We start from the raw sequence: 17774 nt of genomic DNA, 5'->3' as shown, positions 1-17774 counted from the left end.
AATGGAATAATGCAGACTCTCCTGATTATGTTTATCAGGTATATTTATGAAAATTTTGTTTGTTTGATTTTCAAAATGCAGCAATGGCGTAAGACATAGTCGAAAATCAAACAATTTAGTATGCCATAAATACATCGCTTATTGAGTTGAAACATTGTGTTCAATTAAAGAGTGCTGAATTTTTGAACTAAAAATCAGACTCACCGACATATTGCACCTCTATACAATCGACAACCGTGAGGTTGACGCATTTGTAAAAGACACGAGGTCATCGGTTATCAATAGTGTAATTACGTATGTTAGTGGCACATTATAAAACGTGAAAATAACGAGTAAGTCACAATATGAAAAGAATGTTAATTAACGCGACTCAGCAGGAAGAGTTGCGTGTTGCCCTTGTCGATGGGCAACGTTTGTACGATCTGGATATCGAAAGCCCCGGTCATGAACAGAAAAAAGCGAATATCTATAAAGGTAAAATCACTCGAATTGAACCCAGCTTAGAAGCCGCTTTTGTTGATTATGGTGCGGAACGCCACGGTTTCCTTCCTATCAAAGAAATAGCCCGCGAATACTTTCCTAGTAATTATCACTCCCATGGTCGTCCTAACATCAAAGATGTCTTAAAAGAAGGCCAGGAAGTTATCGTTCAAGTTGATAAAGAAGAGCGTGGTAATAAAGGTGCAGCGTTAACCACTTTTATCAGCCTTGCAGGAAGTTATTTGGTATTAATGCCAAATAATCCTCGTGCAGGTGGTATTTCTCGCCGTATTGAAGGTGAAGATCGTACTGAACTTAAAGAAGCTTTATCTAGCCTTGAAATCCCAGATGGCATGGGTCTGATTGTACGTACAGCTGGTGTTGGTAAATCAGCTGAAGCACTACAACAAGACTTAAGCTATCGTCTAAGACACTGGGATGCTATTAAGAAAGCGGCTGAGAATCGCCCTGCACCATTTTTAATCCACCAGGAAAGTAATGTAATTGTTCGCGCATTCCGCGACTACTTACGTCCTGATATTGGTGAAATCTTAATTGATAACGCAAAAGTCGTTGAAATGGCGCGTAGTCATATTGAAGCGATTGGCCGTGGTGATTTTGCTAGCAAAATTCGCCATTACACTGGCGCCGTTCCTCTATTTAGTCATTACCAAATTGAATCACAGATTGAATCTGCGTTTCAGCGTGAAGTTCGCCTTCCTTCTGGTGGCGCTTTAGTTATTGATACAACTGAAGCATTAACAGCGATTGATATCAACTCCTCACGCTCAACCCGTGGTGGTGATATCGAAGAAACTGCATTTAATACTAACTTAGAAGCAGCTGACGAAATTGCACGTCAATTACGTTTACGCGACTTGGGTGGTTTAATTGTTATCGACTTTATTGATATGACGCCAGTGCGCCATCAGCGTGAAGTTGAAAACAGAATGCGTGAAGCTGTTCGTCAAGATCGTGCTCGCATTCAAATTGGACGCATCTCTCGCTTTGGTTTATTAGAGATGTCTCGCCAACGTTTAAGCCCTTCATTAGGTGAATCTAGCCATCACGTTTGCCCACGTTGCTTAGGTACTGGTACTATTCGTGATAATGAATCACTGTCACTTTCTGTGTTACGTCTTATTGAAGAAGAAGCACTTAAAGAAAATACCCATGAAGTGCATGCAATTGTACCTGTTCAAATCGCCTCTTATTTACTGAACGAAAAACGTAAAGCTGTTACCGACATCGAGTTACGTCAATCTAATGTCAAAGTGGTTATTGTTCCTAATGACCAAATGCAAACCCCTCATTTCTCTGTTATTCGTGTACGTAAAGGCGAAGAAATTACTTCCCTTAGCTACAACTTAGCGCAATTCCATGAAAGTCAGTTAAATGAAGCTGAAGACGATGTTGTTACAGAGCGTAAAGCACCTGAACAACCTGCTATTTCAGCCTTTGGATTACAAGAAGAACCTGTTGCTGAAACAGCAAAAAATAAAAAGGCGCCTCAACCGCAAGCTAAACCTGCTAAAACAGAAGAAGCTCAAAGTACTGGTTTCTTTGCTTCTATTGCAAAATTCTTCTCAAACTTATTTGGTAGCGAACCAGAGCCTGCGGTAACACAAGAAAAACCACAGGAAAACAAGAAAGAGAATAACGACAACCGTCGTGATCGTCGTAATAACAATAATCGACGTAACAATAATAATCGCCGTGACCGTGATAACGATCGTAATCGTGATAACGCGAATAACGAGGACAATCGCAAGAATCGCAATCAGAAACCACAAACAACTCCAACAACTGAAGTTAGTAGTGAACAAGAGATTGCAGAACGCGAAGCTCGTCGCCAGCAGCGTCGTGAACAACGTGCTGAACAGCGTCGTCGTCAAGAAGAGAAACGTCAACAGCAACAAGAAGCAGCTAAAGCTCAGGCAGCTCTTTCTGAAAATGATACGGTTGCAAAAAATAGTGCTGATGAGAAGAAAGAAGAACCTCGTCGCCCTGCTATGCAACGCCGTAATCGTCGTCAATTAACACAATCTGTACGTGTGACTGACAATGATAATACATTAGCCGTTGTACCTGTTGCGACCGAAAAAGCGGTTTCTGAACCACCAGTTGCAACTACACAAACTAAAGTTGCCCCAACTGAAAAACCAGCACCTAAAGCAGTTGCTGTTGTGAAAGTTGAAGCAAATGAAGCACAAGTTGTAAAAGCACTACCTGACGCAACTAAATCACAAGATGACAATAAAAACGAAGATAATAACGGGCAAGATAATGTTATGCCACGTCGTTCTCGCCGTTCACCTCGTCATCTACGTGTAAGTGGTCAACGTCGTCGTCGCTATCGTGATGAGCGCACCTTAACAGTATCACCAATGCCTCTGGCAATGGCAGTTGCTTCTCCTGAGCTGGCTTCAGGTAAAGTCTTCATTCGCTACCCCGTCACTCCTGTTAGTGATGCACCATTTATTGAGAATAATGTTGAAAACAACAATGACGTTTCTGTTGGAAACCACATTATTACTCATAAAGATCCACAAATGGTAGCTATCGCACCAGCGGCTTCAGAAGCCATTGTTGCTGATATCGCACAGACAGAAACCACGGAGTCAACTTACTCTGTTACAGTTAGCACAGAATCAACCGCTGATGCTGTCGCTGAAATTGTTGCAGTAGAACCACAAGCTGTGCCTGTTGAAACTAACGTGATCAATGATGCAATCAATGACGTGAATACAGAAGAGCATGTTACTCGTAAAGAGAATATTTCAGCAGTATTGAATACCACTGAAGCTTACATGCATGAAACTTCACAACAAACCGAAACAAATATCGTGCCGGAAGAAGTTGCACAAGATACGGTTGCACCAGTAAAAAATGAAACATCAATATCTGAACCTCAACCTGTTGAAACAGTGATAGCCACTGAAGAAACTGTTGAACAACACAAAGAAGTTGCTGTTGAAAGTGTTGCTACCCCTGTTGTTGAAGCTGTTGTTGAAGCTGTCGTTGAAACTGTCGTTGAAGGTCAGCCAGTAGAAAGTGCAACACCGGTTGTAGAAGTTGAAGCAGTAACAGAGCGCAAACCAGCTGAAGTTGTTATTCGTCAAGAGCCTGTTGTAGCTGCACGCCAATTACATGCAAGCTCACCAATGACAAAAGCACCAGCCGCTGATGAAGCGCCTGTGGCAATTCAAATCAAAGCATGGGAAGCTCGCCCTGCTTTTGATAAAAAAGGCCGCTCAGGTGCAGGTGGACATTGTTCTACTAACCACGCTTCTTCAGAAATGACGAAAGCTGAAAGCAAAAACTGATAATAAAGTGTTATTAAGAATATCTTGATAATACTTCTAAATTGAGAACCCACTTTTTAGTGGGTTCTTTTTTTGGCAAATATTCAGTTAATTTATTTATTGTTGCCAAAAATAAAAAAGCCCCTGAATATTCAATTCAGAGGCCTTCAATTTCTTATTTTGAGTAAAGCAATCAATCTTTTAGATCAGGAATATTTTTAATTTCACCCATTGCTTTTAACTGTTTAGACAATTCACGGCGCTCTTTAGACAGATCGGCATTTTTAATAATGTAATCATCAACACGATCGTCATAATCACTACGCATATTAGCAATGATCCCCAGTACATCTTCAATCGACATACCTGGCTTAATGTATTCACTTAAGTTGTCTAATAAAAGAACACGTTTTTGGTTATCACGGATCTTTTTCTCATTGTCAGTGATCTCACGACGGATTTTGTTCTTACGACGATACATACGCACAAACTCCAGTACGTTTTGGAAAGACGGCTTGTTTGCGTTATCCATTTCCTACACCTTTACAATTGATATTTAAGATAAATAGTTCTGTTTAAGATTATCGCTTAATCGTGTCAATAAACAAGCAAAGTTTACAAATTTAATTGATTTTACTTAATTAACAATTAATTAGGATTATATACATTAATAAATATAGTCAACATTCTTTAACCCGTAAATGTTCACTTAATTAATGATAAAAAAAATGGCTACACATTTTTACAGGTAGCCCAAATCGATACTACAAAGGATAAACTTATGAGCGATTAAATAGGTTGTGCTTTATTTTTATCTTCATATTGTAAGCCATCAAGTGGCAATAGTGCTTTCGCATCTGAACGTAAAAGCACAGCTGAGAGAAGTGTTGTTCCTATCACAATGCATCCCATCACCATGTAAGTTGGTGCAAAACCATAATGATCGTAACCATAACCCGCTAATGGTGATAATAATGTCGCTACAATAGAACTCACACATTGAAAACCGACTAAATAGAGTGTTGAAGATAAACGCTTATCAAAGTGTTGGCTGTTATATTTAAAAATTGAAATTAATAAAATCGGTAATTCAACCGCATGTAATAACTTCATACAAGAGATCAAGACAGGTCCTTCAACTAATCCAGAACCAATAATACGCGCTGCCATAACACTACTTGCTAGTAATAAGCCATTTTTAGCACCAATTCTATTTACAAGAAAAGGTGCGATAAACATACCACCAGCTTCTAAGAATACCTGCAATGAATTCAGATATCCGTACATCTCATTCCCCTGTTGTAAGGTCGCAAATTGCGATGAGAAAAAGACGGGAAATTGTTGGTCATAAACCCCATAAACACAAGTACCAATGACAAACAATATAAGTGCCCAAAAACGAGGTAATGAAAGTAAATTCAGAGCATCTTTGAGGGTAATCGCTGATGTTTTCCCATGCTCTAATTGATTAAATGCATCTGATTTATCGGTTTTTAATAGTGCTAAAAGAATTAAGAACACAATGCCAGAAATAGAAGCCATCACAAAATTGTAATTAGGATCGATATTTATATTGTGCCCGGCAATAAAAGTTGCTGATGCCCAACCTAACGATCCCCACATTCTCGCCCTGCCATATTCAAAACCACGAATACGACTAACACGCTCTGTATATGACTCTAATACGCCAATACCCGCATTAAATGTCATTCCAACATATAAGCCCCCTAAAATGGAGCCAACAAAAATATTCCAACGTAGTATTGATGCGAAACCTAGAAAAAAAGGCCCAGAAAGAATAAGCAATACTGCAATTACTAATAACAAATTCTTTCTTAACCCCAATTTATCCTGAATAAAGCCATATAAAGGTTGAGCACATAACGCAATCAGAGAAATTGCAGAAAATATTAATCCAGTATCAGTCGCTTTTAATCCTACATACTGATTTAACCAAATAGAAACTAATGAAAATGATGATGACCAGGTAAAAAAGAAGAAAAATAACAGTGCACTTAAGATCGCATAGTATTTTTTTGAGTCTTTATTCATTGTTTTAGTGCCTTATAAAGTCATTCCACCTCAGAATGTTAACGTTAACTTTTAAGTTAACAAACAATTATATCTCCTTAATGTGATATAAAGCACATAAGTTAACATTAACAAATTAAACTATGTGTTCTAGATCCACTTTATCTTTTATTACCGTTATTCACAGTAAAACGCACAAATAGGTATCATATAATCCATTTTCTTTAGTTTCCTTTGCTAAAATAGCTGTATCTTTCATAACACTCTTAAAGACATGCTAACTGACTTAAACCACTTAACCCTCGCCGTCAATAATGTGAATAAAAGCTTTGCCTTTTATACTGAAATATTAGGTTTTAAGCCCCTTGCTTTATGGGATAACGGCGCTTACCTACAACTGGGTTCTTTATGGCTATGTTTATCTCACGATAAACGCCATATTACTGAAGACAGTGATTACACCCATTATGCTTTCAGTTTATCTGCAAATAATTTTGAAACCTTTAAACAGCATCTTTTATCCCATGGCATTACTGCATGGAAAGAAAATAAAAGTGAAGGTGATTCATTCTATTTTTACGATCCTGACCATCATAAACTTGAAGTCCATGTGGGTGATTTAAAAAGTCGCTTAGAAGCTTGTCGCCAGCATCCTTATTCAGGTATGCAATTTTTCAACAAATAAAAAGACGATAAAGATGAATAGCTAAAATAATACGATAGATATGCATGTTGCAGTTTTATTCTATTGTCATCCAAAAGATCAATATTGGTGGTGGTACGCTCCTACTTATCCTTACTGTGACACCCTATATTAAACACTACATAAGTGTGATTTGATCCGACATTTCACGTTTACCGCATTATGGTTTACCATGGTCTTAATTAAGCCCAATACAACTCATTGAGTAATGATTTAAAAAATCATCAATAAATTTACGGTAGGAAACCTTGTCTAATTCAGCGAAAACGCCCACATTTTACATCCATGACTACGAAACCTTCGGCACTAATCCTGCCCTAGATCGCCCAGCTCAATTTGCAGGTATAAGAACTGATATGGATTTCAATATTATTGAAGATCCTCTCGTTATTTATTGCAAACCTAATGATGATTATCTACCTCATCCAGAAGCCGTGATGATCACGGGAATAACACCACAAGTTGCGGCAAAAAATGGGTTGGTTGAAGCAGAGTTTACTCGCCAGATCCATCAAGCGTTTAGCCAACCTAATAGTTGTATTATGGGTTATAACAACCTTCGTTTTGATGATGAAGTTACTCGTAATATTCTTTATCGCAATTTTTATGATCCTTATGCTTATAGCTGGCAAAAAGGAAATTCGCGTTGGGATTTACTTGATGTTTTACGTGCCTGTTATGCATTGCGCCCTGAAGGTATTATTTGGTCTGAAAATGAAGACGGTTTTCCAAGTTTTCGTTTAGAGTTATTAACTAAAGCCAATGGTATTTCTCATGAAAATGCCCATGATGCAATGTCTGATGTTTATGCCACCATTGCGATGGCAAAAAAATTAAAACAAGCGCAACCGCGTATGTTTGATTATTTTTTTAATTTACGTGATAAACGTAAAGTTCAGGCACTCATTGATATTCCAGCAATGACACCGATTGTGCATGTTTCAGGTATGTTTGGTGCCGCACGTTCTAATTTAAGTCTTGTTGCCCCATTAGCGTGGCATCCTGATAATCGTAATGCAGTTATTGTGTGTGACTTAGCCGCAGATATATCTCCTCTATTAACCCTCGACTCAGACCAATTACGTGAGCGCTTATATACACCACGTAGTGAATTATCAGCTGATGAGCCACCTGTTCCAATTAAATTGTTACATATTAATAAATGCCCAATTGTCGCACCGCAAAATACATTAAGACAGCAAGATGCAGATAGAATTGGTTTAGATATTGATGCCTGTTTAAAAAACCAAGCGATCTTGTTTTCTCATCCTGATATACGCAATAAAGTCGTGGAAATATTTGCACAACAAACACCTTTTGCTGTATCCGATAATGTTGACTCACAGATTTATAATGGTTTTTTCAGTGAAAATGATCGTAGTGCAATGGAGATTATTCGCTCAACACAACCACAGAATTTACCAGCTTTAGATTTAACGTTTGAAGATGCGAGAATGGAACCTCTATTTTTCCGTTATCGTGCAAGAAATTATCCTTCAACACTTGATTATGATGAACAACAACGTTGGTTGGCTCATAGAAAAGAGATGTTAACGCCAGAAAAACTAACCGAATATATTAATACTATTCAGTTATTAGCTGAAGAACACGCTGATAACGAGGAAAAATTAAAACAGCTACAAGAGCTTTATTTATATGCTCAAGAGATTGCGAGTTAATTGATAAAATAAAGGCAGGTTTTATCCTGCCTTTCTTGTTGCTTAAATAAGCTCAATATAAAACTATTATTCTTTATTCTCTGTATTAGCCTCACTATGAGCGTGTCCACAACCACACTCATCTCCCCAATATTTTAATTTTGAGGTTTTACCAATACCCGGGTTCATGCTATTGGTTGGGTCGTTATGTTTATAGAATGCTTTTAATTGAGGCTTAGCATAATACATATGACCCACGTTATGCTCTGCGGGATATTCTGCTCCACGTTGATCTAATAACGCCAACATTTCTGCTTTTAATGCCTTCGCATCAACACCTTTTTTAATAATGTAATCTTGGTGCATAACGTGACACATAAAATGCCCACAATAGAGTTTATAAAGTAATTTACTCTCTATTTCGGGTGGTAATTTTTCAAACCAATCTCTGTCATTACGACGCAATGCAATATCTAATGGCAACACATCTTCTACGTCATTAACATGAACGGCATGATAACGGACAGCAGCACCTGCGGCGGCAAAACGATGCAAGAAGGCTTTATTTCCCTCTTCTTCAGTACATTCAAAATAATCGCCTGATGCTGATTTAAAGTATTCTTTTAAATAAGTCGCAGCTTCATCAATCCCATCATCAGCCATTCTTAACATAAGATGATGTTCATATTTGTCACGAAAATCTGTCATACGCTCTGGTAAATGAGCAGGCCATAGTTTGCTCATAAATTGCATGGTTCTATCTACCAAGTTTTTAGGTAAGAAAGGCACTTTATTTAATACCGCATCTACTCGCCCTTTTACGGCAAATAATATTGGCATTTTATCTGTGCCTAATTTATCAATCACCAAAAACGTATCTTTTCCATACACTTCAGCCATTTTATAATAGCTTCTGTGCATATATTCCCCAGCAACAGGTAGCTTTTTAAAATGACTTAAAATATGACGACGAATATCTTCAAGCTCGTCCGGATTATTCGTACCAATATAAAAAACCTGAGTGCGATGATCTGCTGGGAAAGTATCTAATCTCACGGCAAATACAGATAATTTTCCTGCGCTCCCGGCGGCTTCAAATAAACGACGTTCGTCATTATTAAAACGAGATGGTGTATTAGCATCGATATCGCGTATACGCTCATGATATTCATGGTCAGAAGCTAATTTTTCTGTCGTTTGTATCTGTTTCTCATGATAATGACGATTATCTAAATTAGTTAATATTTCTTCTGGCGTTTCACCTAAATCAATACCTAAATGGTTAACTAATTCAGCTTCCCCTTTTTCATTGACACGAGCATAAAGTGATAATTCGGTATATGCAGGTCCGCGGCGAACTAAAGCACCACCCGAGTTATTACAAATTCCCCCTATTACCGACGCACCAATACAAGATGATCCAATAACAGAATGAGGCTCACGCCCTAATGGCTTTAACACCTTCTCTAAATGCCATAACGTACTGCCAGGAAAAGCGATAACTTGGTTATGCTCTGAGAGAACCTGTATTTTATCTTGACGTAATGTACTAATAATTACGATATCTCTATCATAATCATCACCATTAGGTGTCGAGCCTTCTGTTAATCCAGTATTCGCCGCTTGCATAATAATAATTTTATCGGCTTCAACACAGGTTTTAAAAACTCGCCATTGTTCTAATAAATTAGCGGGAAAGACAACAGCTAATGCCTTACCTTGTCCTGAACGAAAACCTTTACGATAACGTTCTGTTTTATGTGCTTGTGTTAATACCTGTTTTTTACCAACAATACCTTCAAGTTTGCGAATAAAATGTTGATTTACAGAACTATTATTCTCATTCATTTTCCCTATCCTATTCCTGTCTTGTCTGATTACTCTTTTATTTGCCCGTTTTATTATTACTCGTAGGACTACGTGCAAAATATAAACTTATCATTTATGTAACTGCTTTTATACATCTATCCGCGTTTCTTAAAAAATAACATTTATTTATTTTTAATCATTTTATTATTTAAAGATAATTTTGATATTTATTTCTTAAATAGAATATAAATAAGCTCCATTTTAATGTTTTATTCTATTATTAGCTTTTTTCTTGCTAACTGTTCCCATGCTTGGCAACTGCGGCTTTTATAGTTATTTTTATTATTCGCTAGTGCTATTTGATATGACAATATTGGCTCGACCACTGGAACAACAACCAAATCATCAATAGGGTTTTTATTACACATGCTGTTAGGTAAAAGCGTTATTCCCACACCCGCTTTTACCATTGCAATAATTAAATCTAAATGATTGCTACGCCCCGCAATAATAGGCATTGTATTGTAAATACCACAAGCACTATAAATTAAATCATTAATACGAAAATCTTCAGAAAAGAAAATAAAAGGCTCATTAATCAACTCTTTAAAATGAACTTCCTTTTTTATAGCCAAAGGATGGGATGGCGACATTAATAACATTAAGTGGTCTTCTGAAAAAGGTATTAATTCAAAAGTATCTTCATTAAAAGGCAATACGACCGCGGCTGTTTCAACTCTTCCTTCTCTCATGGCATCGGCCATTTGCTTGGTGCCTAGTTCAAATATTTTTAGTTCAACCTGAGGATGAAGAGAACTAAATGCCATAATAATATCAGCAAAATAAGTCGAGGCTATTACAGGAGGTAATCCAACATTTAATACCCCTGTTAATGGCCCAGACTTATCCTGTAATGCTTTATTCATATTATTAAATTGCGCAAGTATCTGTTTTGCATGTTCAAATAGTATTGCACCATCATCCGTTAGCCTGACACCATCAACTTCTCTCAGTAATAAAGTTACACCTAACTCATCTTCTAATTTTTTAATACTACGACTAATCGCAGGTTGAGTGATAAATAGTGCATCAGCGGCTCGGCTAAAACCATTTAATTGAACAACCTCAACAAAATAGCGCAATGTGCGAATATCCATTAGCAACGCTCACCTTATTACATTTAGTTATACCCTCAATGATAATAAACCATTTCATATCAAATGATATCCGCGATAAAACATTAAGCATAATGTAAAAGCATTCTTCTGTTTTTACAGACTATTATTCTGATTTTCTGGAGGTAATATGAATAAGACTGTCGTTGAATATATGTTAAACCGCTTATATGACTTAGGAATAAGTGATGTTTTTGGTGTTGCCGGCGATTATGCCTTTCCTATAGAAGACACTATTTGCAATAGCAGCCATATGCGTTGGATTGGTAACTGCAACGAATTAAATGCAGCTTACGCTGCTGATGGTTATGCCCGTATTAAAGGTATGGCTGCATTATCAACAACCTTTGGTGTTGGTGAATTAAGTGCGATTAATGCTATTGCTGGCTCTTATGCAGAAAACTTACCTATTTTTCATTTAGTTGGTATGCCAGCAAGTGGTGTACAAAAAAGTAAGCGTCTGGTTCATCACACATTAGGTAATGGTGATTTTGATATTTTTTATCAATTAGGCCAACGTCTTGCTTGTGCTCACACAATATTAACACCTAAAAATTGTATTACAGAAATGGAACGCTTAATTGCGACTGCATTAAAAGAGCGTCGTCCCGTTTATATTGGCTTACCTTCTGATTATGCCACTATGCAAGTGATAGAACATTCACCTGTTACCACACCGAAAAAACCAATAAGTGATCAAGAAATACTAGAAAAAGTGGTATCACTCATTACTGAAAAGCTTACACACAGCAATAATATCTGCGTATTACCAGGTATTTTATCCTCGCGTTTAGGGTTATCAGATAATGTTCAGTCTTTTATTAATAAAACCGGCTTACCTTATGCCACTATGTTTATGGATAAAAGTATTTTAAGTGAATCTCATCCCCAATATATTGGTATGTATGATGGCAAATTAATGACACCTGAAGTCAGAGAATTTGTAGAAAATAGTGATTACGTATTAGGAATTGGTGCAATGATGACTGATTTTAATACAGGAAGTTTTACTGCCAATATTAAATCAGAACAATTTATCAGCATCATGCCAGAATATGTTGAAATCGATTCCGTTATCTACTCATCGATTTATATGGAAGACGTACTCTCAGCACTGACTGAAAGGTTACCGAATAAAATCTATCATCAGATAAAAGCCAAAGGATTAGGTAAAGCGGTGTTATCTGATAATGGTAAAATTACTGCTCAGTATCTCTATCCTCATTTAGAAAAGTTCTTTAAGCCTAACGATATTATTATTGCTGAAACAGGTACATCATCAATGGGATTAGGTTTTGCCCTGTTACCAGATGGTGCACAGTTCCATAATCAAACATTATGGGGCTCTATTGGTTGGGCAACACCGGCATCATTTGGTGCTGCACTTGCAGCACCTAACAAACGAGTTATTTTAATTACAGGTGAAGGCTCACATCAATTAACCGTACAAGAGATTAGCCAATTTATTCGTTTTGGATTAAAACCAATCATCCTTGTTTTAAATAACGATGGTTACTTAATTGAACGATTATTATGTGATTACCCCGAAGCTTATTATAACGACCTTACTCAATGGAATTATCATCAGTTACCTAAAGCTTTTGGTGCAAGAGATTGGCATTGTGAAAAAGTCACAACAATAGATGAATTAAATAAAGCACTTGAATTCGCTGGAACCGCAGAGAATGCCTCTTATATCGAAATAGTAACAGAACGATATGAAGCTTCTGAATTAGCACAAAAATTAAAAGAGTCTAAAAGTTCGTTATATTCATTCTAAAATAAATGAATAAATGAATAAATGAATAAATGAATAAATGAATAAATGAATAAATGAAGTATTTTAAAAGATAACTGGATAAAAGACTAGCTAATCTTCTTTTATTGAGTTAGGTATAAATTAAATGATTGGCATGGTCTAATTTTTATTTTAAATATATAGAACATGCCAACATTTCATCCCTAAATTAATCTAATCATATTAAGATAGTCGTATGTTGCTAGTAGAAAACCATCAAGATATTCTTATTGAATAAATTAAAACCCACTTTAAATCCACCTCTTAATATAATAACTCCTGTCATAAAAACTAAACATAAATAATATAAATTAACTCCAAATTTTTTGGAGGATATGGCTTATTTTATGAAAAACATTGTAATACCTACCTCGTTAAGCTTCTTTTTTTTACTTTTTTCGAATTCATCATGGTCTGAAACAGATATTTTACAAACCAAACAACGTATTATAGACCAACGTAATAATTGGCTAGAAGAGATCAAAACTGGTGTTATCACAGCTCCCCCTGAAAAAGAGTCAAAAACAGCCGAACTAGATAGAATAATAAGCAATAATTATCAAGCTATCACTGGTGAACGGAGGGAACTCGCCGAAGCTGATAAGTCACAGGATCATTCTTATGTTTTTAATACCTATGCCAATATTTTATTTGGCAACAACGCCAAGTCGATCAATTTTAACGATATTCAAGCTTACCAAGATCTGAACATATTACATAACACAGGTACATATGCTTATGATCCAAACAAAAAAAGAGCACGCTCGATAGATTTTATCTTAAAAGAACTTTTTTCACGTGGTCGGCCTTATCAGGTTATTGATAAAGAAGGTAATTATCTTGATAACTACACCAGTATAACAGGCTCTTCTTATCCAAGTGGCCATACGTGGAACGGGTACAAACAAGCTGCAGTGCTATCCATTTTATTCCCTGAAAAAGGTAGCGAAATATTTGCCCGAGCAATCGAATATGGTGAAAGTAGAGTCATCGTAGGAGCACATTTTGCAACAGATACCATCGCATCGAGAATAGGAAATTATTATCTATTATCACAGATGCTTGCCAATGATGACACAACCCGTACCTTTGTTAAGCTTGCCAAAGAAGTCCGCCAAAATGTCGCTAACCAATGTAAAAATCAAAATTGCTTATCACCGTCAAAAGAAATTACTAACGATGAAGCGGGTTATTATGGAACAAAAGATCCTGAAACTTCATCCCTAATTTCTCCCAATAAAATTCCCGGATCAGCCAGCAATTTACTGCGTTTACGTTTTGCATATTTAACCAAAGAGCAGAGGCGATCTATTTTAGCGAGTACAGCCTACCCAAGTAATTCTTTGGCTGGCTGGGCTTCAAACGGAAATGATCCAGATTCTAGCTGGGGATTAATTAATCTTCCTAAAGCCTATAATGGACCTTCATATTTCTATAATCATTTTATTGTTAATCAAACAACTAATGAATTTGACTTCGCTGAGTTTGGTAAACTTGATGAATGGAAAAATGATATTAGTGGGCCTGGTAAATTAATCAAACAAGGCGATGGCACATTGATCTTATCTGGCAATAACCATTTTGCTGGCGTCGAGGTTAATCAAGGCAATTTACTACTCACCGGTGAAAATAATTATTCAAAAAATTCTGCCATTAATGGGGGAACATTGTTACTTGAAGGGAAATTAAATTCTTTGCTGGATGTTAACAAAGGTACGTTGCTATTAAATGATGGAAGTGTAAATTCTCAAGTTAGTATCAATGACAAGGGTATACTTTCTGGTAAAGGAAAAATTAATCAGTTGAAGGTTAATTCAGGAGGCATGGTATCACCAGGCCATTCAATTGGTACGATAAATATAAACGATACTGTAATTTTTAATTCTGGTAGTCACTATCATGTTGAAATAAACACACAAGGTGATAGCGACAAAATAACCAGTCTCGGTACCGCAGTACTTAACGGAGGAACGGTTAATGTATCTCTTGAAGATAACCAAAATCTCCTCACAAAAAATGATGTTCAAAGTTTATATAACACAAAATATACCATTTTAACGGCAAATAAAGGTATTAATGGTAAATTTACTGATGTAAACCCAAACTACCTTTTTATAGGAACAACGTTATCTTATGATCAAAATGCAGTAATATTAAATATTGGAAGAAATAATACTGCATTTTCAAGTTTGGCAAAAACAAACAATCAAACATCAATAGCCAATGCAATAGAGGTATTACCTTCAGGGCATCCAGTCTATGAAAGCATTGTAAGAATGGATATAAAGCATGATGTCCGCTCTGCCTATAATGAATTAACAGGTCAAATTCATGCCGATGTTTTATCTCATCAACTCAACAGTAGTCGGCAAATAAAAGAAACACTCCTCACTCAGGTTAAAAATGCAGAAGACCTTAAAGGTGAAAAAGAAAGTACAGACAATAAAGGCAATGTCTGGGCTAAAGTTCTATATAATTGGGAAGATAGTTCAAGTGATGGTAATGCGAATAGTTATGATACTTCAACCTATGGCATACTATTAGGAGCAGACCAACGTTTTAATAACGATAAAATGTTACTTGGCATCGCAACGGGGTTCACCAAAACCTCTCTCTCGGGTTATAACAGTCACGCCAATAGCGAAAATTATCATTTATCACTTTATGGTGGTTATGATTTGGCCCCCTTCACCTTGCGTACAGGCGCATCTAATACGTTTCATCGTGTCCATACGTCAAAAACGGTCAACTATGCCTCACAATCAGATAAAAATAACGCGCACTACGATGGAAATACCAGCCAGATCTTTATCGAAGCAGCTTATCCGATAACTCTCTCCGATGCACAATTAGAGCCTTTTGTTAATTTAGAATACGCCAAAACAAAAAACGCTACCATTAACGAGCAAGGAGGCCGTGCAGCCTTGCAAGCCCATTCACAAAGTCTAGATTCAACCACATCTACTACAGGATTACGTTTAAATAACCAGTGGAAACTTAACAGTAAATCTAATATTTCTCTGTATGGTGAACTAGGTTGGTTACACCAATACAACGATGTGGAACGAGGTATCAATTTACGCTTCACTAATACCCAACCAACATTTACTGCTAATAGCGTTGATACGGCACAGGATGCTCTTGTAGTTAAAGCAGGAACAACCATTAAAATCAATGAAATATCAAGAGTATCAATTGGATATAGTGGATTAACAGCAAAAAATCAGCAAAATAATAGCGTTGATATGAAAGTATCTATCTCTTTCTGATTAAGATTTTTTGACACTCTCCTCATAATAAAGTGAAGTATTCAACGCGGATAGATGATAGGAATGAGGATCTTATTGAGGAATTCTTAACTCTGACTATAGCTCATCCACAATGATAAGTTGCTCTACATATTATGAGAGTTTAAAATTATCCTCTTATTCGTTATGTGGAGAGCGAATAAAGCAATTTAGGTAGAAGATTAAAATTTGTTGGCATAATGGCTATTTAAATAGCCACTATGCCATTATTTTTATAGATCTTTATATCTGTGACTCGTCCTGAATAAGGTTGACACTTTTCCAATCTGAAATTGGAGAGTGTAATGAAACCAATCACTAAACGAACTCAACGCGATTATTCTCTTGCTTTTAAATTACAACGTGTACAGCTTGTTAACCAAGTTGAAAAAGGCGAAATAACCTATAAACAAGCCCAAGATCACTACAGTAATACAAGGATGCTCTACTGTTTTAGTTTAGCTTCGTAAGCATGGTAGGTTAGATTGGTCAAACGGTACCCCTGATACTTTTTATAGAGGTTCCGCTATGACCCAATCTTCTGAACAACAAACGCCGGAACAACGCATTAAGATCCTTGAAAAGGAACTTGAAGAAGCTCGGCTTAAATCCGATTTTTTCGAAGCAGTGGTTAAAGTCATGGATAGAGACTTTGGAGTTCGTTTGTCAAAAAAGCGCAAAACCGAGTTATTAAAGAAAAAACGGTTAAAAATCTCACCGTAACAATTTCTTGCCGTTTTATGCAGATCAGCCGACAGGCTTATTACAAGAGACTGGATAGAACTGAGGAACGAAAGAAAGTCGATTCGGCCATTATTGACGTTGTTAAATCTGAACGAGTCTTACAACCTCGACTAGGTGGACGTAAATTACATTTTATTTTTAAAGCAAAAACAGATGGTTATTGGTCGTGATCGGCTATTTTCTTTATTGAAAGAACATCAGTTACTGGTGCCTAATAAACGGGCTTATCATCGAACAACATTAAGCCATCATCGTTTTCATCGGCATCCAAATTTGATTAAGTCAGGGTTTATCCCCACACAACCAGAACCGCTTTGGGTGGCAGATATTACTTATTTATCGACACATGAAGGTGATACTTATTTGAACTTAATTACGGATGCGTATTCACGAAAAATCGTGGGATATCATTTAGATGACAATATGAAAACAAGTTCAGTGAAGAAATCGTTGGTTCAGGCGTTAAAAAAACGGACTTCGACAACTTCGTTAATCCATCATTCAGATCGAGGGATACAGTATTGTTCTTCGGAATATCAGGAAATACATAAAGAGCATAATATTCAATGTCCTATGACTGATGGGTATGATTGTTATCAAAATGACTTAGCAGAACGAATTAATGGAATATTAAAAATGGAGTATCTACTGATAAAACCCAGTAATATGGAACAAGCAAGAAAATTAGTAGAAGAATCAATTCAACTCTATAATGAAAAACGGCCACAATTATCATTAAACTATAAAACGTCCGATGAAGTACATCGAGCGTTTTATGCCTGAA

The 17774-nt window shown here is 36.6% G+C and carries 9 protein-coding genes and 1 pseudogene; 6 read left to right on the top strand and 4 right to left on the bottom strand.

Annotation, left to right across the window (positions count from 1 at the left end; translation table 11 throughout):
• The first annotated feature begins 344 nt into the window (after positions 1–344).
• Entirely contained in the window at positions 345–3806 is a 3462-nt protein-coding gene (gene rne / locus GTH25_RS06935) for a ribonuclease E (RefSeq protein WP_164530453.1), read from the top strand.
• A gap of 172 nt (positions 3807–3978) precedes the next feature.
• Here the strand turns inward: rne and tmaR are convergent, their stop codons facing one another.
• On the bottom strand, positions 3979–4317 hold the full coding sequence (tmaR, locus tag GTH25_RS06930) for a PTS system regulator TmaR (protein ID WP_006537261.1): 339 nt from the start codon (positions 4315–4317) through the stop codon (positions 3979–3981).
• A 257-nt stretch (positions 4318–4574) separates the two neighbouring features.
• On the bottom strand, positions 4575–5837 hold the full coding sequence (locus GTH25_RS06925) for an MFS transporter (protein WP_075673172.1): 1263 nt from the start codon (positions 5835–5837) through the stop codon (positions 4575–4577).
• Between the two features lie 253 nt (positions 5838–6090).
• Between GTH25_RS06925 and GTH25_RS06920 the strand changes: the two genes are divergently transcribed.
• The gene (locus tag GTH25_RS06920; protein WP_075673171.1) at positions 6091–6501 is read left to right on the top strand and encodes a fosfomycin resistance glutathione transferase FosA12; all 411 of its coding nucleotides are present in this window, start codon (positions 6091–6093) and stop codon (positions 6499–6501) included.
• 266 nt (positions 6502–6767) lie between these two features.
• On the top strand, positions 6768–8198 hold the full coding sequence (sbcB, locus tag GTH25_RS06915; protein WP_164530452.1) for an exodeoxyribonuclease I: 1431 nt from the start codon (positions 6768–6770) through the stop codon (positions 8196–8198).
• Between the two features lie 66 nt (positions 8199–8264).
• Here sbcB and dld read toward each other — a convergent pair whose 3' ends face one another.
• Positions 8265–10025, bottom strand: coding sequence for a D-lactate dehydrogenase (gene dld, locus GTH25_RS06910; protein WP_099659569.1), 1761 nt, complete (start codon positions 10023–10025; stop codon positions 8265–8267).
• 230 nt (positions 10026–10255) lie between these two features.
• Entirely contained in the window at positions 10256–11143 is an 888-nt protein-coding gene (locus GTH25_RS06905) for a LysR family transcriptional regulator (protein WP_075673168.1), read from the bottom strand.
• A gap of 148 nt (positions 11144–11291) precedes the next feature.
• Between GTH25_RS06905 and GTH25_RS06900 the strand changes: the two genes are divergently transcribed.
• From GTH25_RS06900 to GTH25_RS06890, 3 genes and pseudogenes are all read left to right on the top strand, one after another.
• Positions 11292–12941, top strand: coding sequence for an alpha-keto acid decarboxylase family protein (locus tag GTH25_RS06900; RefSeq protein ID WP_164530451.1), 1650 nt, complete (start codon positions 11292–11294; stop codon positions 12939–12941).
• Between the two features lie 353 nt (positions 12942–13294).
• The gene (locus tag GTH25_RS06895; protein WP_164530450.1) at positions 13295–16228 is read left to right on the top strand and encodes an autotransporter domain-containing protein; all 2934 of its coding nucleotides are present in this window, start codon (positions 13295–13297) and stop codon (positions 16226–16228) included.
• 323 nt (positions 16229–16551) lie between these two features.
• Positions 16552–17773, top strand: a pseudogene (locus tag GTH25_RS06890) (IS3 family transposase).
• The last annotated feature ends 1 nt before the right edge of the window (position 17774 follow it).

The sequence above is a fragment of the Proteus terrae subsp. cibarius genome, from assembly GCF_011045835.1.
GTDB classification, from domain to species: Bacteria; Pseudomonadota; Gammaproteobacteria; order Enterobacterales; family Enterobacteriaceae; genus Proteus; species Proteus cibarius.
This window is presented reverse-complemented; position numbering and strand designations above follow the sequence as displayed.